This window comes from Pseudomonas sp. D5(2026) (assembly GCF_057766845.1).
Genome location: NZ_CM173421.1, coordinates 992714 through 1013347 on the forward strand (window position 1 = coordinate 992714; position 20634 = coordinate 1013347).

General features: G+C 61.8%; 20 protein-coding genes. 12 read left to right on the forward strand and 8 right to left on the reverse strand.

Annotated features, from left to right (window positions below; translation table 11 throughout):
• Positions 1-85 precede the first annotated feature (85 nt).
• The 5 genes from AC3B5Q_RS04640 to hisC all read left to right on the forward strand — a co-directional run bounded on the left by AC3B5Q_RS04640 (position 86) and on the right by hisC (position 5010).
• Positions 86-325, forward strand: a complete 240-nt coding sequence (locus tag AC3B5Q_RS04640; RefSeq protein ID WP_003255121.1) for a BolA family protein — start codon at positions 86-88, stop codon at positions 323-325.
• A gap of 23 nt (positions 326-348) precedes the next feature.
• The gene (gene murA, locus AC3B5Q_RS04645; protein ID WP_003255119.1) at positions 349-1614 is read left to right on the forward strand and encodes a UDP-N-acetylglucosamine 1-carboxyvinyltransferase; all 1266 of its coding nucleotides are present in this window, start codon (positions 349-351) and stop codon (positions 1612-1614) included.
• A gap of 91 nt (positions 1615-1705) precedes the next feature.
• Entirely contained in the window at positions 1706-2341 is a 636-nt protein-coding gene (gene hisG / locus AC3B5Q_RS04650) for an ATP phosphoribosyltransferase (RefSeq protein ID WP_021781861.1), read from the forward strand.
• 294 nt (positions 2342-2635) lie between these two features.
• A complete protein-coding gene (gene hisD / locus AC3B5Q_RS04655) occupies positions 2636-3961 on the forward strand; it encodes a histidinol dehydrogenase (RefSeq protein ID WP_488392850.1) in 1326 nt (441 codons plus the stop codon).
• Between the two features lie 2 nt (positions 3962-3963).
• Complete coding sequence (hisC, locus tag AC3B5Q_RS04660; RefSeq protein WP_252461570.1) at positions 3964-5010, forward strand: histidinol-phosphate transaminase; 1047 nt, start codon at positions 3964-3966, stop codon at positions 5008-5010.
• Between the two features lie 158 nt (positions 5011-5168).
• Here hisC and AC3B5Q_RS04665 read toward each other — a convergent pair whose 3' ends face one another.
• Positions 5169-6353: an alkaline phosphatase family protein gene (locus tag AC3B5Q_RS04665; RefSeq protein ID WP_488392851.1), complete on the reverse strand. Its 1185-nt coding sequence runs from the start codon at positions 6351-6353 to the stop codon at positions 5169-5171.
• A 139-nt stretch (positions 6354-6492) separates the two neighbouring features.
• Between AC3B5Q_RS04665 and AC3B5Q_RS04670 the strand changes: the two genes are divergently transcribed.
• The 4 genes from AC3B5Q_RS04670 (at position 6493) to AC3B5Q_RS04685 (ending at position 9357) form a co-directional block, all read left to right on the forward strand.
• On the forward strand, positions 6493-7143 hold the full coding sequence (locus AC3B5Q_RS04670; RefSeq protein ID WP_021781865.1) for a FadR/GntR family transcriptional regulator: 651 nt from the start codon (positions 6493-6495) through the stop codon (positions 7141-7143).
• 13 nt (positions 7144-7156) lie between these two features.
• Positions 7157-8437, forward strand: a complete 1281-nt coding sequence (locus tag AC3B5Q_RS04675; RefSeq protein ID WP_488392852.1) for a CynX/NimT family MFS transporter — start codon at positions 7157-7159, stop codon at positions 8435-8437.
• A 109-nt stretch (positions 8438-8546) separates the two neighbouring features.
• Positions 8547-9023: a nuclear transport factor 2 family protein gene (locus tag AC3B5Q_RS04680; RefSeq protein WP_028698096.1), complete on the forward strand. Its 477-nt coding sequence runs from the start codon at positions 8547-8549 to the stop codon at positions 9021-9023.
• Positions 9016-9357, forward strand: coding sequence for a GIY-YIG nuclease family protein (locus AC3B5Q_RS04685; RefSeq protein ID WP_021781868.1), 342 nt, complete (start codon positions 9016-9018; stop codon positions 9355-9357). Before AC3B5Q_RS04680 ends, AC3B5Q_RS04685 begins: the two co-directional genes overlap by 8 nt.
• On the opposite strand, the gene yejK is transcribed toward AC3B5Q_RS04685, so the two are convergent.
• Entirely contained in the window at positions 9305-10312 is a 1008-nt protein-coding gene (gene yejK, locus AC3B5Q_RS04690) for a nucleoid-associated protein YejK (RefSeq protein ID WP_021781869.1), read from the reverse strand. The genes AC3B5Q_RS04685 and yejK overlap by 53 nt on opposite strands.
• A gap of 370 nt (positions 10313-10682) precedes the next feature.
• Here yejK and AC3B5Q_RS04695 point away from each other — a divergent pair, with 370 nt between their 5' ends.
• Positions 10683-10964 carry an HU family DNA-binding protein gene (locus AC3B5Q_RS04695; RefSeq protein WP_003255106.1) on the forward strand — a complete coding sequence of 94 codons (282 nt, stop codon included), beginning with the start codon at positions 10683-10685 and terminating at the stop codon, positions 10962-10964.
• A 47-nt stretch (positions 10965-11011) separates the two neighbouring features.
• Here AC3B5Q_RS04695 and rlmF read toward each other — a convergent pair whose 3' ends face one another.
• The 5 genes from rlmF to AC3B5Q_RS04720 form a co-directional block, all read right to left on the reverse strand.
• The gene (rlmF, locus tag AC3B5Q_RS04700) at positions 11012-11965 is read right to left on the reverse strand and encodes a 23S rRNA (adenine(1618)-N(6))-methyltransferase RlmF (protein ID WP_021781870.1); all 954 of its coding nucleotides are present in this window, start codon (positions 11963-11965) and stop codon (positions 11012-11014) included.
• 178 nt (positions 11966-12143) lie between these two features.
• On the reverse strand, positions 12144-14990 hold the full coding sequence (locus AC3B5Q_RS04705) for a valine--tRNA ligase (RefSeq protein ID WP_447782266.1): 2847 nt from the start codon (positions 14988-14990) through the stop codon (positions 12144-12146).
• A 180-nt stretch (positions 14991-15170) separates the two neighbouring features.
• Complete coding sequence (locus tag AC3B5Q_RS04710; protein WP_488392853.1) at positions 15171-15536, reverse strand: DNA polymerase III subunit chi; 366 nt, start codon at positions 15534-15536, stop codon at positions 15171-15173.
• Between the two features lie 5 nt (positions 15537-15541).
• Complete coding sequence (locus AC3B5Q_RS04715; protein ID WP_021781873.1) at positions 15542-15970, reverse strand: DNA polymerase III subunit chi; 429 nt, start codon at positions 15968-15970, stop codon at positions 15542-15544.
• A 50-nt stretch (positions 15971-16020) separates the two neighbouring features.
• Positions 16021-17514, reverse strand: coding sequence for a leucyl aminopeptidase (locus tag AC3B5Q_RS04720; protein ID WP_021781874.1), 1494 nt, complete (start codon positions 17512-17514; stop codon positions 16021-16023).
• 301 nt (positions 17515-17815) lie between these two features.
• Here AC3B5Q_RS04720 and lptF point away from each other — a divergent pair, with 301 nt between their 5' ends.
• Both lptF and lptG read left to right on the forward strand, forming a co-directional pair.
• On the forward strand, positions 17816-18931 hold the full coding sequence (gene lptF / locus AC3B5Q_RS04725) for an LPS export ABC transporter permease LptF (protein WP_021781876.1): 1116 nt from the start codon (positions 17816-17818) through the stop codon (positions 18929-18931).
• Positions 18924-19985 carry an LPS export ABC transporter permease LptG gene (gene lptG / locus AC3B5Q_RS04730; protein WP_021781877.1) on the forward strand — a complete coding sequence of 354 codons (1062 nt, stop codon included), beginning with the start codon at positions 18924-18926 and terminating at the stop codon, positions 19983-19985. Before lptF ends, lptG begins: the two co-directional genes overlap by 8 nt.
• A 147-nt stretch (positions 19986-20132) precedes the next feature.
• Here the strand turns inward: lptG and AC3B5Q_RS04735 are convergent, their stop codons facing one another.
• Complete coding sequence (locus AC3B5Q_RS04735) at positions 20133-20621, reverse strand: RDD family protein (protein WP_021781878.1); 489 nt, start codon at positions 20619-20621, stop codon at positions 20133-20135.
• Between the last annotated feature and the right edge of the window lie 13 nt (positions 20622-20634).

The window sequence follows — 20634 nt, forward strand, 5'->3', positions numbered from 1 at the left end:
CGAAGCCTTCGTTGGGCTTCGCAGGCGAGGGGCTTTTTTGTATGATGGCCGACCCGTGCGCATCGGGCGCCGATTGAGGTTGAGCATGCAGGCCGTAGAAGTTAAGAGCTTCCTTGAAGAGAAATTGCCGGGTTCCCGGGTCGAAGTTGAAGGCGAAGGCTGCAACTTCCAGTTGAACGTGATCAGCGACGAGTTGGCTGGCCTGAGTCCGGTCAAACGCCAGCAGGCGATCTATGCTCACCTGAATCCGTGGATCGCCAATGGCAGCATCCATGCGGTAACCATGAAATTTTTCAGCAGCGCAGCCTGGGCTGAGCGCACCTGAGCCAACTTGGCGGCGAGACTCCAATGGACAAACTGATTATTACTGGCGGCGCTCGCCTTGACGGCGAGATCCGCATTTCGGGCGCGAAAAACGCAGCCCTGCCGATTCTGGCAGCGACCCTGCTGGCCGATGGCCCGGTCACCGTGGGCAACCTGCCGCACCTGCACGACATCACCACCATGATCGAGCTGTTCGGGCGTATGGGCATCGAGCCTGTAATCGACGAAAAGCTGTCGGTGGAAATCGATCCACGCACCATCAAGACCTTGGTCGCGCCGTATGAGCTGGTCAAGACCATGCGCGCTTCGATCCTGGTGCTGGGCCCGATGGTTGCCCGTTTCGGCGAAGCCGAAGTGGCTTTGCCTGGCGGTTGCGCCATTGGCTCGCGCCCGGTCGATCTGCACATCCGTGGCCTTGAGGCCATGGGGGCGAAGATCGAAGTGGAAGGCGGCTACATCAAGGCCAAGGCGCCTGAAGGCGGCCTGCGTGGCGCGCACTTCTTCTTCGACACCGTCAGCGTGACCGGTACCGAGAACATCATGATGGCCGCTGCCTTGGCCAAGGGCCGCAGCGTGTTGCAGAACGCCGCGCGTGAGCCTGAAGTGGTCGACCTGGCCAACTTCATCAACGCCATGGGCGGGAACATTCAGGGCGCAGGTACCGATACCATCACCATCGATGGTGTCGAACGACTGGATTCGGCTAACTACCGCGTGATGCCGGACCGCATCGAGACCGGTACCTACCTGGTCGCCGCTGCCGTGACCGGTGGCCGCGTCAAGGTCAAGGACACCGACCCCACCATCCTTGAGGCCGTACTGGAAAAACTCAAGGAAGCGGGTGCCGACATCAATACCGGCGAAGACTGGATCGAACTGGACATGCATGGCAAGCGGCCGAAAGCCGTCAACCTGCGTACCGCCCCGTACCCGGCGTTCCCGACCGACATGCAGGCGCAGTTCATCTCGCTGAATGCCATTGCCGAAGGCACTGGCGCGGTGATCGAGACCATCTTCGAAAACCGCTTCATGCACGTTTACGAAATGCACCGCATGGGCGCTCAGATCCAGGTCGAAGGCAACACCGCCATCGTCACTGGCGTCAAGGCGCTGAAGGGTGCCCCGGTCATGGCCACCGACCTGCGTGCTTCCGCCAGCCTGGTGCTGTCGGCGCTGGTTGCCGAAGGCGATACCCTGATCGATCGCATCTACCACATCGACCGTGGTTACGAGTGCATCGAGGAAAAACTGCAGATGCTCGGCGCGAAAATCCGCCGCGTACCGGGCTAATGCCCCGCGGGTGCAAGGACGCACCTTTTGAATTGAATGCGGCCAGGTCGATGACCTGGCCGGCAGCAGCCGCTTAAGGACCGACGTTCCAATGTTGACCATCGCGCTTTCCAAAGGCCGTATTCTCGACGATACCTTGCCGTTGCTGGCCGAGGCCGGCATCGTGCCGACCGAAAACCCGGACAAGAGCCGCAAGCTGATCATCCCCACCACGCAGGACGACGTGCGTCTGCTGATCGTGCGTGCCACCGACGTGCCGACCTACGTCGAGCATGGTGCTGCCGACCTGGGTGTGGCCGGCAAGGACGTGTTGATGGAGTACGGCGGCCAGGGCCTGTATGAGCCCCTGGACCTGCAGATTGCCCAATGCAAGCTGATGACCGCGGGCGTAGTCGGCGCAGCCGAGCCCAAGGGGCGCCTGCGCGTGGCCACCAAGTTCGTCAACGTAGCCAAGCGTTACTACGCCGAGCAAGGTCGCCAGGTCGACATCATCAAGCTGTATGGCTCGATGGAGCTGGCACCGCTGATCAACCTTGCCGACAAGATCATCGACGTGGTCGACACCGGTAACACCCTGCGTGCCAACGGCCTGGAACCCCAGGAACTGATCGCCACGATCAGCTCGCGCCTGGTGGTCAACAAAGCCTCCATGAAAATGCAGCACGCCCGCATCCAGAGCCTGATCGAGACGCTGCGCGGAGCGGTCGAATCGCGACACCGCGGCTAACGCTCTACCTGCTGCGCGCGGCCTTCGCTGTCGCGCCCGTCTATCCGCGTCATAGCCATTTTTCTCGGGTGCCCGCGCGTATGGACTGGTAGCTTGGGATTGTGCGAAAAGTCGCCGAGCGGCGATCATGCAAGAACGAAAACAGGCGAGGAACGGCCGGGGTCGCGCCCGACTTTGCTGGTTGCAAATGAGCATTCCGAGCCTGTTTTTAACGTAGCATGATCGTCGCGCAGGCGCTTTTCGCACAATCCCCTAGGGCGCCTGAGCATTCGCTAATATTACGAGGCCCTCGCCATGACCGTGTCCACTGCAATTGCCCGTCTCAACGCTGCTGATCCGGATTTCGCCCGACATCTGGATCATCTGCTGAGCTGGGAAAGTGTGTCCGATGACGCGGTCAATCAGCGCGTGCTCGACATCATCAAGGCCGTGCGTGAACGCGGTGATGCGGCGCTGGTGGAATTCACCCAGCGCTTCGATGGTGTTGACGCCAAGTCGATTGACGACCTGATCCTCAATCGCGCGCGCCTGGAACTGGCGCTGACCCGTATCACTCCGGTCCAGCGCGAAGCCCTGGAAAAGGCCGCCAACCGTGTGCGCATCTATCACGAGCGGCAGAAGCAGGATTCCTGGCAGTACACCGAGGCCGACGGCACCGTGCTCGGCCAGAAGGTCACCCCGCTGGACCGTGCTGGCCTGTATGTGCCGGGCGGCAAGGCGTCGTATCCGTCGTCGGTGCTGATGAACGCCATCCCGGCCAAGGTTGCCGGCGTGGCTGAAGTGGTGATGGTGGTACCGACCCCGCGGGGTGAGGTCAACGAGCTGGTGCTGGCGGCTGCCTGCATCGCCGGTGTCGACCGGGTGTTCACCGTCGGTGGTGCCCAGGCCGTGGCTGCGCTGGCCTACGGCACTGAAAGCGTGCCGCAGGTGGACAAGATCGTCGGCCCGGGCAACATCTACGTTGCCACCGCCAAACGCCACGTGTTCGGCCAGGTAGGCATCGACATGATCGCCGGCCCCTCGGAAATTCTCGTGGTATGCGACGGCCAGACAGACCCGGACTGGATCGCCATGGACCTGTTCTCCCAGGCCGAGCACGACGAAGACGCCCAGGCTATTCTGGTCAGCCCGGATGCCGCCTTCCTCGATCGCGTGGCTGCCAGCATCGACAAGCTGATGCCAACCATGGAACGTGTCGATATCATCGAAAAGTCGATCAACGGCCGTGGTGCGCTGATCCAGGTGCGAGATATGCAGCAGGCCATGGAAGTGGCCAACCGCATCGCACCGGAGCACCTGGAGCTGTCGGTGGCCGACCCGCAAGCCTGGCTGCCACACATTCGCCACGCTGGCGCGATCTTCATGGGCCGCCACACCAGCGAAGCGCTGGGCGATTACTGCGCTGGCCCTAACCACGTGCTGCCCACTTCAGGTACCGCGCGTTTTTCGTCGCCGCTGGGGGTGTATGACTTCCAGAAGCGTTCGTCGATCATCTTCTGCTCCGAGCAGGGCGCGTCCGAGCTGGGTCACACTGCCTCGGTCCTTGCCCGAGGCGAGTCGCTCACTGCCCACGCCCGTAGTGCCGAATACCGTATCCTGACCCAAGACAAGGGGAACTGAGCATGAGTCGATTCTGGAGCCCCTTCGTCAAGGACCTGGTGCCTTATGTGCCGGGCGAGCAACCCAAGCTGGCGCGCCTGGTCAAGCTGAACACCAACGAAAACCCCTATGGCCCGTCGCCCAAGGCGCTGGAGGCCATGCGCGGCGAACTTAACGATAACCTGCGCCTGTACCCCGACCCGAACGGTGACCGTCTCAAGCAAGCGGTGGCCGAGTACTACGGCGTGACCCCGGCGCAAGTGTTTGTCGGCAACGGCTCGGACGAGGTGCTGGCGCACATCTTCCACGGCCTGTTCCAGCACGATGCGCCCCTGCTGTTCCCGGACATCAGCTACAGCTTCTACCCGGTCTACTGCGGCCTTTACGGCATTGCCTTCGAACAGGTGGCGCTGGATGAGCAGTTCCAGATCCGCATCGAGGACTACAAAAAGCCCAACGCGGGCATCATCTTCCCCAACCCCAACGCGCCGACCGGTTGCCTGATGCCGTTGCAGGTGGTGGAGCAGTTGCTGCAGGCCAACCGTGATTCGGTGGTGGTGGTGGATGAGGCCTACATCGATTTCGGTGGTGAAACGGCGATCAGCCTGGTGGACCGCTACGATAACCTGCTGGTTACCCAGACGCTGTCGAAGTCGCGCTCGTTGGCGGGTCTGCGAGTTGGCCTGGCAGTGGGGCACCCGGACCTGATCGAGGCGCTGGAGCGGATCAAGAACAGCTTCAACTCCTATCCGCTGGACCGTGCAGCTATCGTCGGTGCGGCGGTGGCGTTCGAAGATCGAGAGTACTTCGAGGAAACCTGCCGCAAGGTGATAGACAGCCGCGAGGAGCTGGTCGGGCAACTGCAGGCCAAGGGCTTCGAGGTACTGCCGTCGGCTGCCAACTTCATCTTCGCCCGTCACCCGCAGCAGGATGCCGGCGAGCTGGCGGCACGCTTGCGCGAGCAGGGCGTGATCGTGCGCCACTTCAAGCAGCCGCGTATTGCCCAGTTCCTGCGGATCACCATCGGTACGCCGGAAATGAACCAGGCACTGCTGGATGCGTTGAGCTGACGTGTAGGAGCGGGTTTACCCGCGAATACGGTAGCGGCGGCAACGGTGAACGGCGGGTGGAAACTGGCCAGCAGGCCCGGCCCTTTCGCGGGTGAACCCGCTCCTACGGGGATCGCGCCAGCCCTTGAGGAACGACAAAACTGTTGCTTCTCAAGGGCTTAATAGCGGCGGTCTTCGATCACAAACGGCTTGGCTGCCGGCCTGTTGCGCACTGCCGTCGGTGTACCATCAAGCACCAGTACATAATCGTTCTGCTCGTCCATGCCCTCAGGGTCGGTCCATTGCTCGTCTCTGGCCGCCACCTGGGCAACTACATGCCCATTCTTGAAAATGGTCAGATAGCCATTGGCATTGCTGTTCCAGCGTAGCCATCCTTTGTTCTCGTCGGCCCGCGCCTTGCGTACGCCGGTATCACCCAGTAAAGGCGTGCCATCCAATAGCCATTCCGGCTGCAGCTTGAGGCCCATGTGGCGCAGCACCGTGGGCGCTACCGAGGTCTGCGCGGGTAGCCCGTACAGGTTTCCGGGCCCAGGCATTTCCACAGGAATGCTCAGCTCGGTCAGTTCCTGATTCAACGGTTTGTTGCTGGCGATGAAGATGCTCTTTTCCTGCTCCGAAGCGCCGCCATGGCCTTTCCCCCAATAGTCCCGGCCATGGTTGGTACTGACGAGCACCAGCCAATCTTCCTGCGGGAACATGCGACGCCGCTGGTCTACCTTGTCCAATAGCCGTCCGATCTCGCTGTCTGCCTTGCGCAACGCCTGTGCATAGCGCTCACCATAACCGGTGTGATGGCCGATTTGGTCAGGTTCATCCAGTTGAATGAACGTGAAATCAGCGGGTGTGTCGCCAAGGATCTGCAACGTACGTGCTATCACCTGTTCATCCGACAAACCACTCTCGCGTACATCGGCGTCATGGGCGTCCTCCAGCAGAAATGCCGTGTTGATGGGTGACCAGTTGACGATGCTGGAGAGGTAGGCATTGGGGTATGCCAGGCGTAGCCGCTTGAACAGGCTAGGAAACGCCGGGTTTACCCGTTGCGAGTCATCGTCCGATTCAACGCCATGCTTGTTGCTCCACACGCCGGTCAGCAAAGTGATCCAGCCAGGGCCGCTCAAGGTGGGTTGCTCGCTGGTTTTACCACTGATGCCCCCTGTGTAGGCCTTGCCGTAATACAGGCGCTGCTTCAGGTTGGTCGCATCGCCCAGTTGCAGGTATTGCTGCAATTGCACGCCGTCAAGGCCGATGAGCAAGGTTTTAGGGCGGCTCTGGTGCCGGGCCGTGTCACAGCCTGGCTGCAGGGTCAGGAACAGAAATAACAGCAAACTCGCCAGTCGCATGTAGGCACATCCTTGAAAGCACGCAACGAGGGTTGCAACAAAGTGTCATGCCCACAACTGGCAGAAATATCAGGTTGTTTACGTTTTTGCCCGCAATCCAGTAAGCTGCGTAAATTCATCGGATGATTGGTTGAGTGGCATGAATACAGAGCTGAGCAAGCGCTCCCTGGTGGAGTTGGCCGTAGAGCGCATGCGCGAATGCATCGTGCAGGGCGATTGGCAGGTCGGCCAGCGCCTGCCTACCGAGCCAGAGCTTGCCTTGCAATTGGGCATTAGCCGCAACACCGTGCGTGAGGCCATGCGCGTGCTGGCGTTCAGTGGCCTGGTGGAAATTCGCCAGGGCGACGGCAGCTACCTGCGCACTGCCCAGGACCCGCTGCAGGCGGTGCGCGCGATGTCCCGATGTACGCCCGAGCAGGCCCGGGAAACACGCCATATCCTTGAGGTGGAGGCCATCGGCCTGGCGGCTCTGCGCCGTACCGATGCTGACCTGCAAGCGCTACGGGATGCCCTTGAAGGCAGTGCCGGGCACTTTCACGGCGATGTCGATGCCTATGTGGCTTGCGATCTGGTGTTCCACCAGCGGCTGGTCGATGCCGCCCACAACCCGGCATTAAGCGAGTTGTACCGTTACTTTTCCGGTGTCGTGGCTGCCGCGCTGCAACACAGTCTGGCGACCGTTCCGCGCTGCCAGGCCACGTTCGACTTGCATGGGCAGATCCTCGAGGCCATCGAGCGACGTGACGCTGAACGGGCCAAGTGCCTGAGCCGTACCCTCATTGAATCCTGACACCGAGAAGGCCATGGCTGAATCCATCACCCGTAATACCCCCTCGAACGAGCGGGATCTCGATGAGCTGCTGATCGACGCTGAAGCTGACGACGAGCAGGTCCAGCAGCAGGCTGTGGTGTTGCGGCGGCCCTGGCTGTTGCTGCTGGGCCTGGTGCTGGTGGCTTTGAACCTGCGCCCGGCATTGTCGAGCATGGCGCCGGTACTGGGCCAAGTATCTGAAGGCCTGGGCCTGAGTGCTTCGCAGGCTGGCTTGCTGACCACCTTGCCGGTGCTCTGCCTGGGCCTGTTTGCTCCCTTGGCGCCGGTGCTGGCGCGGCGCTTTGGCAGCGAGCGGGTGATTCTTGGCATCCTCGTCACCTTGGCACTTGGCCTCGTGGTACGAAGCGCCTTTGGGGCTGTCGGGGTGTTCCTCGGCAGCCTGATGGCGGGGGCCAGCATCGGCATTATCGGCGTGTTGTTGCCGGGTATCGTCAAGCGCGACTTTCCGCAGCACGCTGGCACACTGACCGGCGTATACACCATGGCATTATGCCTGGGCGCTGCCATGGCCGCGGGTGCCACCGTTCCTTTGGCCCAGCATTTCGACGGCAGCTGGGCACTAGGGTTGGGCTTCTGGGTGCTGCCGGCCTTGCTGGCCATGCTGGTGTGGCTGCCACAGGCCCGTCAGGGGCATGGCCTGCACAAGGTAGCCTATCGCGTGCGAGGCCTGTGGCGTGACCCACTGGCCTGGCAGGTGACCCTGTACATGGGCCTGCAGTCATCACTGGCTTACATCGTGTTCGGCTGGTTGCCATCGATCCTGATCGGTCGCGGCCTCAGCCCAACCGAGGCAGGGCTGGTGCTGTCAGGGTCGGTAATCGTGCAGTTGATCAGCTCGCTCAGCGCCCCTTGGTTGGCCACCCGCGGCAAGGACCAGCGGCTGGCGATCGTGGTAGTCATGTCGGGTACGCTGGCGGGGCTGTTCGGTTGCCTGTATGCGCCACTTTCCGGGTTGTTGGGGTGGGCCATTGTGCTGGGCCTGGGGCAGGGCGGTACCTTTGCCCTGGCGCTGACCTTGATCGTGCTGCGCTCGAAGGATGCCCATGTGGCGGCGAACTTGTCGAGCATGGCCCAGGGGGTGGGTTATACCCTCGCCTCAATGGGGCCATTTGCGGTGGGCCTGGTGCATGACCTGACTGGCGGCTGGGCGGCCCTGGGCTGGATTTTTGCGGTGCTGGGCGTCGGCGCCATCGTGTTCGGTCTGGGGGCCGGGCGGGCGCTGCATGTGCAGGTGACCAGCGAGAAAGTCTGAGGCCTGTTTTGCAGTACCGTCTTCTTACCCGCCAAGAGGACGGTACTGGCATTAGCCATCGGGGCAGATTATCGTGCAGCTTTCGAACCTAGGACGGACCAGCCCCCCCATGAGCGATGCCAACCGCGCCCTGATCACCCGTTTCTACCAGGCTTTCCAGCGCCTGGATGCCGACGCCATGCTGGCCTGCTACAGCAACGATATCGTTTTCAGCGACCCGGTGTTCGGCACCCTGCGCGGCAAGGACGCCGGCGATATGTGGCGGATGCTCACCACCCGCGCCAAGAACTTCACCCTGACATTCGACAGCATACGCGCAGATGAGCACAGTGGCAGCGCGCATTGGGTGGCTACCTACCTGTTCAGCCAGACCGGGCGTATTGTGGTCAACGATATCCAGGCACGCTTTGTCATTCGTGATGGGCTGATTTGCCAGCATGACGACACCTTTGACCTGTGGCGCTGGTCGCGGCAAGCGCTGGGTGTTCCTGGCATGCTGCTGGGGTGGTCGCCGCTGATGCAGAACAAGGTCCGCCTGCAGGCATTCAAGGGGTTGCGCGCATTCCAGCAGGCCCAGGGTGAGTGAGGTTGTCGAACCTGCCGTTGGAAAGCCCTGGTTCGTCTATCTGGTAAGGGCAGCCAATGGCTCGTTGTATTGCGGCATCAGCGATGATCCGCAGCGTCGGTTTGCCGCGCATCAGAAAGGGCAGGGCGCCCGCTATTTCAAGACCAGCCCGGCCCAGGCGCTGGTGTATGTGGAGCAGTGGCCGGACAAGAGCGCGGCGCTGCGCCAGGAGCGGTTGGTGAAACGGCTGCGCAAGTCGGCGAAGGAGGCATTGGTTGCCTCCTTTGGCGGCTTGGGGGAAATCAGTCCTTGCGGCGCTTCAGCTGATCCACCAAGGTTGTCGGCAGCCCCTTGATGATCAAGGTCCCCGCCGCTTCGTCATATTCCACCTTGTCCCCCAGCAGATGTGCCTCGAAGCTGATCGACAGCCCCTCGGCACGCCCGGTGAAACGGCGGAACTGGTTGAGGGTGCGTTTGTCCGCCGGGATTTCCGGCGAAAGGCCGTAGTCCTTGTTGCGGATGTGGTCGTAGAACGCTTTGGGGCGGTCCTCGTCGATCAGGCTGGACAGCTCTTCCAGTGTCACCGGCTCGCCCAGCTTGGTCTGGGTGGTGGCGTACTCGACCAGGGTCTGGGTCTTCTCGCGGGCAGATTCTTCCGGCAGGTCTTCACTTTCAACGAAATCACTGAAGGCCTTGAGCAGGGTGCGGGTTTCGCCCGGGCCGTCGACACCCTCCTGACAGCCGATGAAGTCGCGGAAGTAGTCCGACACCTTCTTGCCGTTCTTGCCCTTGATGAACGAAATGTACTGCCTGGAGTTCTGGTTGTTCTTCCACTCCGACAGGTTGATGCGTGCTGCCAGGTGCAGTTGGCCAAGGTCGAGGTGACGGGAAGGGGTCACGTCGAGCTCGGCATTCACAGCTACACCTTCGCTATGGTGCAGCAGGGCGATTGCCAGGTACTCGGTCATGCCTTGCTGATAGTGTGCAAACAGGATGTGGCCGCCGGTGGACAGGTTGGACTCTTCCATCAGCTTCTGCAGGTGCTCGACAGCCACGCGGCTGAAGGCGGTAAAATCCTTTTCTTCATCCAGGTACTGCTTCAGCCAGCCGCTCAGCGGATAGGCACCCGATTCGCCGTGGAAAAAGCCCCAGGCTTTGCCTTGCTTGGCGTTGTAGCTGTCATTGAGGTCGGCCAGCAGGTTTTCGATGGCATCGGAGGCAGCCAGTTCGGAGTCACGAGCATGCAGCACGGCGGGGCTGCCATCGGGCTTTTTGTCGATCAGGTGAACGATGCAATGACGGATTGGCATGGAATTCTCGGCGAGCTGCAAAAGTTGCCAAGTTTAACCTAGACCTGAGGTGATGCAGTGGCCGTATGTTGGCAGATATGTCTGTTGTTCGTTTTTTGTTCAGTTTTGTGTGTTTTCAGCTGAAACGCCCGAAAAACCTGCATTTAATCAAAGTGCGAAGCGGATATTTATCCATTCCTGTGGTAGTTTTGCGCGGTCTTGCGCCCCTCGTGTGGCGCAGTGCTGGCAGCTTGCTTTCGTCGTGTCGAACCAAACGCCGATTTACGTATCTACATACGCAATTGGCGCGGCCCTCCATTTAAAGGGGCTGGCCCGATAACGTCGTAGTCCGCTGCATAACCATCGAATTTGATAGGGAAGGAACACCACCATGGCATTGACCAAAGACCAACTGATTGCCGACATCGCCGAATCGATCGCCGCGCCAAAAGCCACCGCCAAGAACGCTCTGGAGCAACTGGGCCAGATCGTTGCAGACCAACTGGAAAACGGCGCTGAAATCACTCTGCCAGGCATCGGCAAGCTGAAAGTCTCCGAGCGTCCTGCCCGTACCGGCCGCAACCCTTCGACTGGCGCTGCCATCGAAATCGCTGCCAAGAAAGTCGTCAAGTTCGTTCCAGCCAAAGTGCTGACCGACGCTATCAACAAGTAATTGTTGCTTTGACGAAACCGCGCCCGGCTTGCCCGGGCGCGGTTTTTTCATGCCTGTGATTTACGCCGGGCGTGCCAGGCCTGACGTGCGGCGTCGTCATGGAAGCTCCAGGCGACCATGCGGCTCTGTTTCTGCCCCTGGCCCATCTCGATGATGCGCACGGCCTTGGCGCCGGACTTCTTCAACGCGGCCTCGATGCCCGGCAGGTTGCTGGCCTTGGACACCAGGCTGGTGAACCACAGCACCTGCCCGGCGTACTGCACGCTTTCGCCAACCAATTGGGTGACAAAGCGGATTTCCCCACCTTCGCACCACAGTTCATTGTTCTGGCCACCGAAGTTCAGCACCGGCAGCTTGCGTTTGGGGTCCTGCTTGCCAAGGTTCTTCCATTTGCGCTGGCTGCCGCGGGTGGCTTCGTCGCGTGAGGCATGAAAGGGCGGGTTGCACAAAGTCAGGTCGAAGCGCTCGCCCTCCTGCAGCAGGCCGCTGAGGATGTGCGCTCGGTTGGCCTGCTGACGCAGCGTAATGGCCTTGCCCAAACCGTTGGCCTGGATGATGGCCTTGGCCGAAGCCAAGGCCATGGGGTCGATGTCTGAGCCGAGGAAGCGCCAGCGGTAGTCGCTGTGGCCCAGCAGTGGATAGATGCAGTTGGCCCCCACGCCGATGTCCAGCGCGCGCACTTGGGGGCCCCTTGGGACGTCGCCGGCATTGTCATCGGCCAACAGGTCGGCGGCTACGTGGATGTAATCGGCACGGCCAGGAATGGGCGGGCACAGGTAATCGGCCGGGATGTCCCAGTGCTGGATGCCGTACTGGGCCTTGAGCAGTGCACGGTTGAACACGCGGACGGCTTCGGGGTTGGCAAAGTCGATGCTGGGCTTGCCGTGGGGGTTGGTGATGGTGAAACGGGCCAGATCAGGGTGGGCCTTGATCAGGCTGGGGAAGTCGTAACGACCCTGGTGGCGGTTGCGCGGGTGCAGGGTGGGTTTGTTCGGGGTCATGGCAGTGTCCAGCCCTATACGAGCGGTGGCTTGAAGAACCTGGGGTTGCTACGCAGCCCTTTCGCGACACAAGGCCGCTCCCACAGGAGGGTGGCGCCTTGAAGGTTGGCGCCGTCCTGTGGGAGCGGCCTTGTGTCGCGAAAGGGCCGCGTAGCGGCCCCAACGGTCTCTCTAGTGTTTACAGCGCAGCAATCCGCGCATGCTGCTCGGTGAAGTTGGCCAGAGCCTGTTCAGACTCGGCCAGCTTGGCGCGTTCTTTCTCGATCACCGCAGGTGGGGCCTTGTCGACGAAGGCTGCGTTGGACAGCTTGCCGCCAACACGTTGCACTTCACCTTGCAGACGCTGGATTTCCTTGTTCAGGCGTGCCAGCTCGGCATCCTTGTCGATCAGCCCGGCCATTGGCACCAGCACTTGCAGGTCACCTACCAGGGCGGTAGCGGACAGCGGCGCTTCGTCGGCATCACCCAGTACGGTGAACGATTCGACCTTGGCCAGCTTCTTCAGCAGCGCTTCGTTTTCCTGCAGGCGGCGCTGGTCGTCGGCGCTGGCATTCTTCAGGAACAGTGGCAGCGGCTTACCTGGGCCGATGTTCATTTCGGCACGGATATTACGCAGGCCGACCATCAGCTCTTTCAGCCACTCGATGTCGCCTTCGGCGGCGGCGTCAATGCGCGCTTCGTTGGCCACTGGCCACGGCTGCAGCATGATGGTCTTGCCGTCGATGCCGGCCAGCGGCGCGATGCGCTGCCAGATTTCTTCGGTGATGAACGGCATGAACGGGTGCGCAAGGCGCAGTGCCACTTCCAGCACACGCACCAGGGTGCGGCGGGTGCCGCGGGCGCGCTCTACCGGGGCGTTTTCGTCCCACAGTACCGGTTTGGACAGCTCCAGGTACCAGTCGCAGTACTGGTTCCAGATGAACTCGTACAGCGCCTGGCTGGCCAGGTCGAAGCGGAACTGCTCCAGCTGGCGGGTTACTTCGGCTTCGGTACGCTGAAGCTGCGAGATGATCCAGCGGTCGGCCAGCGACAGCTCGTAGGCTTCGCCGTTCTGGCCGCAGTCTTCACCCTTGTCCAGCACGTAGCGGGCAGCGTTCCAGATCTTGTTGCAGAAGTTGCGGTAGCCTTCGACGCGGCCCATGTCGAACTTGATGTCGCGGCCAGTCGAGGCCAGCGAGCAGAAGGTGAAGCGCAGGGCGTCGGTGCCGTAGCTGGCAATACCTTCGGGGAACTCGGCTTTGGTCTGCTTGGCGATCTTCTCGGCAAGCTTGGGCTGCATCATGCCGCTGGTGCGTTTTTCCAGCAGGGCGTCGAGGGTGATACCGTCGACGATATCCAGCGGGTCCAGCACGTTACCCTTGGACTTGGACATCTTCTGGCCCTGACCGTCACGTACCAGGCCGTGCACGTACACGGTCTTGAACGGTACCTGCGGGGTGCCGTCTTCGTTCTTGATCAGGTGCATGGTCAGCATGATCATGCGCGCAACCCAGAAGAAGATGATGTCGAAGCCAGTCACCAGTACGTCGGTGGAGTGGAACTTCTTGAGGAATTCAGTCTGCTCCGGCCAGCCCAGGGTGGAGAATGTCCACAGGCCCGAGCTGAACCAGGTGTCGAGTACGTCGTCATCCTGGCGCAGGGCCACGTCGGCGCCCAGCTTGTGCTTAGTGCGTACTTCTTCCTCGCTGCGGCCAACGTAGACCTGGCCAGCCTCGTCGTACCACGCCGGAATACGGTGGCCCCACCACAGCTGGCGGCTGATGCACCAGTCCTGGATATCACGCATCCAGGAGAAGTACATGTTCTCGTATTGCTTGGGCACGAACTGGATGCGGCCATCTTCCACGGCGGCGATGGCAGGTTCTGCCAGCGGCTTGGTGGAAACGTACCACTGGTCGGTCAGCCACGGCTCGATGACCGTGCCGGAGCGGTCGCCTTTCGGCACTTTCAGGGCGTGGTCGTCGATGCTGACCAGCAAGCCCTGGGCGTCCAGGTCGGCGACGATCTGCTTGCGCGCGACAAAACGGTCAAGGTTGGCATACTGGGCCGGCAGTTGGGTGTCGACCTGCTCGTTGACGCTGCCGTCGAGGTTGAAGGCCTGGGCACTGGCCAGCACGAAGGCGTTCTTGTCGAAGATGTTCAGCAGCGGCAGGTTGTGACGCTTGCCGACTTCGTAGTCGTTGAAGTCGTGGGCCGGGGTGATCTTCACGCAACCGGTACCGAACTCGGGGTCGCAATAGTCATCGGCGATGATCGGGATGCGGCGGCCGACCAATGGCAGTTCGACGAATTTGCCGATCAGTGCCTGGTAGCGTTCGTCGTTCGGGTTGACTGCCACGGCGGCGTCACCCAGCAGGGTTTCCGGACGAGTGGTGGCAACCACCAGGTAGTCCTGCCCTTCGGCGGTCTTGGCGCCGTCGGCCAGCGGGTAGCGCAGGTTCCACAGGTGGCCTTTCTCGTCGTGGTTTTCCACTTCGAGGTCGGAGATCGCTGTGTGCAGCTTGGTGTCCCAGTTGACCAGGCGCTTGCCGCGGTAGATAAGGCCGTCTTCATGCAGGCGCACGAACGCTTCTTTTACTGCTTCGGACAGGCCATCGTCCATGGTGAAGCGCTCGCGGCTCCAGTCTACCGATGAGCCCAGGCGGCGAATCTGGCGGCTGATGTTGCCACCGGACTGATCCTTCCATTCCCAGACCTTTTCCAGGAACTTTTCGCGGCCCAGGTCATGACGGTTCTGGCCTTTGGCTTCAAGTTGGCGCTCGACCAGCATCTGCGTGGCGATACCCGCGTGATCGGTACCAGGCTGCCACAGGGTGTCGCGGCCTTGCATGCGGCGGAAACGGATCAGGGCGTCCATGATCGCGTTGTTGAACCCGTGGCCCATGTGCAGGCTGCCGGTTACGTTCGGCGGCGGGATCATGATGGTGTAGGACTCGCCTGCACCTTGTGGAGCGAAATAGTTCTCGGACTCCCAGGTGTTGTACCAGGAGGTTTCGATTGCGTGCGGCTGGTAGGTCTTATCCATGCGCGGCGGGACCCTGTGCATTTATTCGGGAAAGCCGGGAAGTATAACCAAGCTGGGGGCCGCAGGCGACAAGCTGCTGACAACTGTCGGAACAGTGTCGCCTGTCTCGCGGGCAAAGCGCAGGCTTCGAACCTGTGGCAGCGGGTTTGCCTGCGAAGCAGGCGACACCGTTGCCCGATTCTACTCGGAACGCTTGATCAGGCGCTCGATCCGCGCATCCAGCCGGCGCTTGATTTCGTTCTCGATATGCGGGGTAAAGTCGTTGATCACGTCCTGCATGATCATCTGCGCGGCAGCGCGCAGCTCGCTTTCCAGGTGCAGCAGGGTGTCCTGGCGGCGGGTTTGCGGGTCGTCCTCGGGTTCGGCAGCTACCGGTTCGTCGGGCGCCGCGGGGTCGCTGGCGGTTTCGTCCAGCAGCAACGGAATCTTCTCTACCGTCTCGGTGAGCAGCGGCGGTTGCAGGTCGGCGTCGCCAAGCAGCTGACGGATCGACTCGAGGTCATCGAGCAGGTGGGCGGAATCGGGCAAAGGGGAGGGCTTGTCCATCGTCGTCAAAGTCGCTGTAAGCGGTGGTCTTGCAGAGCATAGCCCTGTTCACGGTAGAAACGGAATCGCTCACGGGCTGATTGGCGGATGGCGGGCTCTTCAACGACGATTTCGGCCACCCGCTCGAACTGCCCGACAAAGCCCGGCACGCTGGCGCCGAGGTTGATCAGCAGACCGCAGTGCTCGCCCGCGTTGTCAGCCAGGCCCAGCACCACGCCAGCATCTGCATGGACCTCGGCCAGGTCGTGGGGCACGAAAGCCTCGCCCTTGAAGCGCCACAAGCGTTGGTCCAGTTCACTGCGCTGTTCTGCATCTTGGCAGTGCAGATAGACGCGGTGGCCGAGGCGCCAGGCCTTCTCGCACAGCTTGCAGGCGAAATCGAGCCGAGCCGACAGCGAGTCGGTGGGCAGAATGTAGAAGTCGACTTTGCTCATGGTGGGAATCGCCGGCCGGTGGCGCGCAAGGCACCACCGGATTCACGGCGTCAGGCGCCAGCGCGGTCCAGCAGATACTGGGTCAGCAGAGGAACCGGGCGGCCAGTGGCGCCTTTGTCCTTGCCGCCACTGACCCAGGCGGTACCGGCGATGTCCATGTGCGCCCAGTTGTAGGCTTTGGCGAAGCGCGACAGGAAGCAGCCAGCGGTGATCGTACCGGCCTTCGGCCCACCAATGTTGCCCATGTCGGCGAACGGGCTGTCCAGTTGCTCCTGGTATTCATCGAACAGCGGCAACTGCCAGGCACGGTCGTCGGCGCGCTTGCCGGCATCGAGCAACTGCCCGACCAGGTCGTCGTTATTGCCCATCAGGCCGGAGGTGTGGCTGCCCAGGGCGACGATGCAGGCGCCGGTCAGGGTGGCGATGTCGATGACCGCCTGCGGTTTGAAGCGCTCGGCGTAGGTCAGGGTGTCGCACAGCACCAGGCGGCCTTCAGCGTCGGTGTTGAGGATTTCCACGGTCTGGCCACTCATGGTGGTAACGATGTCACCTGGGCGGGTGGCACCGCCGCTTGGCATGTTCTCGGCGCAGGCCAGCAGGCACACCAGGTTGATCGGCAGTTGCAGTTCGAGCACTGCATGCAGGGTGCCGAACACACTGGCGGCGCCGCACATGTCGTACTTCATTTCGTCCATGCCGGCGCCTGGCTTGAGGCTGATGCCGCCGGTGTCGAAGGTAATGCCTTTACCCACCAGCACGAAAGGCTTGTCGGCCTTTTTGCCGCCCTGGTAATTGAGCACGATCAGGCGGGGTGGCTGGTCGCTGCCCTGGCCCACGGCGTAGAACGCGCCCATGCCCAGGTCCTTGATCTTTTTCTCGTCCAGCACTTCAACCTTGAGGGCCTTGTGCGCCTTGCCCAGGTCTTTGGCCTGTTCGGCCAGGAAGCTTGGGTGGCAAAGGTTAGGCGGCAGGTTGCCGAGGTCGCGGGTGAAGGCCATGCCGCTGGCGATGGCGCTGGCATGCTTGACCGCGCGCTCGACTTCGGCCTGGCCGGCTTTGTCGGCCAGCAGGGTGACCTTCTTCAGCGCGCGCGGCTCGGCTTTCTGGCTTTTGAAGCGGTCGAACACATACTCGCCGTCCAGCAGGGTTTCAGCCAGCAGGCGGTACTTGCCATAATGGGCGTCGCGGTTGCTGACCGCGATATCGTCCAGGGCCAGCACTGCGTCAGCGCCATTCAGGCCCTTGAGCACGCCAGCGACACTGGCCACCAGTTTGCGCCAGGCGCGGTCGCCCAGGGCTTCTTCCTTGCCGCTGCCCACCAGCAGCACGCGCTCGGCTTTCAGGCCAGGGAGGTTCTGTAGCAGGAGGGTCTGGCCCGGCTTGCCGGCCAGGTCGCCGCGCTTGAGCACGGCGCTGATGGCGCCTTCGCTGGCCTGGTCGGCAGCCTTGGCAACAGCGCCGAGCTTGCGGTTTTCACCTACCGGAAGGACCAGGGTGGCGGTTTTTACGGATGCAGCAGCTACGCTTTTTACAACCAGTTCCATGTCAGGATCCCCGAATGATCGATACGAATGGCGCCGTGTGTTCCGGCGCTCTGGACGGGCCTGGCCGCGTCGTCGCGCACCAGCGGAAAAGCTGCCAGTTTGAGCCTGTGGCAAGCGTGCTGACAACCCCGTTGTGCACCTTCGTGCGCGGCCAAGTGACAGGGGCGGTCAATCACAGGATAATGCGCGCACTTTACATGGAGGTTCGCCTTTGGCGAACCGGCATTGGTCTTGGATGTACTAAGTCATTGTTTGGCGCCATTGCATGGCTGTCCGCCCTGACAACCCAGGAGTGTCTGGTTTGATCGTCTTTCGTTATCTGTCCCGCGAGGTCCTGGTGACCTTGAGCGCCGTCAGCGCTGTGCTGTTGGTGATCATCATGAGCGGGCGCTTCATCAAGTACCTGGCCCAGGCTGCCCAAGGCGTGCTCGACCCTGGCGTGTTGTTCCTGATCATGGGCTACCGCTTGCCAGGCTTCCTGCAACTGATCCTGCCTCTGGGGCTCTTCCTCGGCATACTGCTGGCTTACGGGCGCCTGTACCTGGAAAGCGAGATGACCGTGCTGTCGGCCACAGGCATGAGCCAGCAGCGCCTGCTGGGCCTGACCATGGCACCGGCTGCCCTGGTTGCCCTGCTGGTGGCCTGGTTGAGCATGAGCCTGGCCCCGCAGGGCGTGGCCCAGGTGCAGCAGATCATCAGCCAGCAGGATGCCCTGACCGAGTTCGATACCTTGGTGCCGGGCCGCTTCCAGACCTTGCGTGATGGCTCGCGGGTAACCTATACCGAGCAACTGTCGGATGACCGCATCAACCTGGGCGGGGTGTTCATCTCCGAGAAGCGCTTCAACCAGGACAAGACCAAGGACCGCGCCCCATCGGTGCTGGTCGCTGAAAAAGGTCACCAGGAAATCCAGGCCGACGGCAACCGTTACCTGGTTCTGGAAAACGGTTACCGCTACGACGGCAATCCGGGCCAGGCCGACTACCGCGCCATCAAGTATGACACCTACGGCGTGCTGCTGCCCAAGCCGGAAGTGGCCGAGGAAGTGACCGAGCGCGAAGCTATTCCCACCTCCGAACTGATCGGCGCCAAGGGCCTGCGTGAGCGCGCCGAGCTGCAATGGCGGCTGTCGCTGCCGATCCTGGTGTTCGTCGTCACCCTGCTGGCAGTGCCACTGTCGCGGGTCAACCCGCGCCAGGGCCGCTTCCTCAAGCTGCTGCCGGCAATTCTTCTGTATATGGCCTACCTGACAATGCTGATTTCCGTACGCGGCGCCCTCGAGAAGGGCAAACTGCCGATTGCCCTGGGCATGTGGTGGGTACACGGCCTGTTCCTGCTGATCGGCCTTGGCCTGATGTACTGGGAGCCGCTGCGCCTCAAACGCGCCGCCCGCCGTGCGGAGGTGGCCCATGGCTAAGCTCGATCGCTACATCGGCCAGAGCGTGCTGCTGGCCATCCTGGCCGTGCTGGGGATCATCCTCGGCCTGGCTTCACTTTTCGCTTTCATCGATGAGATGAGCGACCTGAGTGACACCTACACAGTGATGGAAGCGGGCAACTTTGTCCTGCTTACCGCGCCTCGGCGGCTGTATGAAATGTTGCCAATGGCCGCCTTGATCGGTTGCCTGATCGGCCTGGGCAGTCTGGCCAGCAGCAGCGAGCTGACCATCATGCGTGCGGCCGGCGTGTCCATCGGCCGCATCGTCTGGGCGGTGATGAAGCCGATGCTGGTGCTGATGCTGGTTGGTCTGCTGATTGGCGAATATGTGGCTCCGGTGACTGAGAACAAGGCTCAGGCCGACCGTTCTCTGGCTCAGGGTGGTGGTGAGGCACAAAGCTCCAAGCGCGGCATGTGGCACCGCCAGGGCGAGGAGTACGTGCACATCAACGCCGTACAGCCCAATGGCCTGCTGCTGGGCGTGACCCGCTACCGCTTCGACAGCGAGCGCAAGATCGTCACCTCGAGCTTTGCCCGCCGCGCACAGTACCAGAGCGACCACTGGCTGCTCGCCGATGTGCGTACCACCTACTTCCGTGGCGACCATACCGAGGTGGTCAACGCGCCAGAGGAGCGCTGGGATGTATCGCTCACGCCAGAGCTGCTCAATACCGTAATCCTCGCGCCGGAGTCGCTTTCGATTACCGGGTTGTGGGACTACATCCACTACCTGTCTGACCAGGGCCTGAACAACGCCCGCTACTGGCTGGCGTTCTGGACCAAGGTGCTGCAGCCGATGGTAACGGCGGCTCTGGTGCTGATGGCGATCTCGTTCATCTTTGGCCCGCTGCGTTCGGTAACCCTCGGTCAGCGCGTGTTCACGGGTGTACTGGTGGGCTTCGTGTTTCGCATTGGCCAGGACCTGCTCGGGCCTTCGAGTCAGGTATTCGGCTTCCCGCCGCTGCTAGCGGTGGTGATCCCGGCAGGTATCTGTGCATTGGCGGGCGTGTGGTTGCTGCGCCGGGCAGGCTAATAGCCTGAGCTGCACAAGAAAGCCGACCTCAGGGTCGGCTTTTTCATGGGTGTTGAGCTGTCCCGGCCTCTTCGCGGGTAAACCCGCTCCTACAGGTACCGCGCAGGCATCAAGAAAGGGCCGAACCGGCAACGCCAAGCTTGTGGCTTATTTCTTCTGTTTAGGAACCCGCACCAGCTGGCTTTCCGAATAGATGTCATGCCAACCACGCTTGCGATTGTCGATCAGCACCCAGAAAAAACCCAGCCCCAGGCACAGCCACGAGGCGATCGACACGACGAACCGCAACAGCGCCTGCCACAGGCTGATGGCCGAGCCATCGGCATTCTGCACCCGGACGCCCCACACCTGCATACCCAGCGTCTGCCCGCTGTGGGTCCAGAACTTGGCAAAGAAGCCGAACAGGGCAAACAGCAATACCGTAGACAGCAGTGGGTCGCCATCCAGTGCGCCGGCCTCGGTCAGCTCGCGCATACGTGCTTCGCCGATGATCGACATCTGAATCATCTTGTAGGCGCCAGCGGTAACGATCAGCAGTGCGGTACACAGCAAAAAGTCATAGAACATTGCAGCCAGGCGCCGGCCCAGGCTGACCGGCGGAAAATCACCCTGGGGTGTGAGTAGAGGCTTGGACATGCAGGACGCTCCA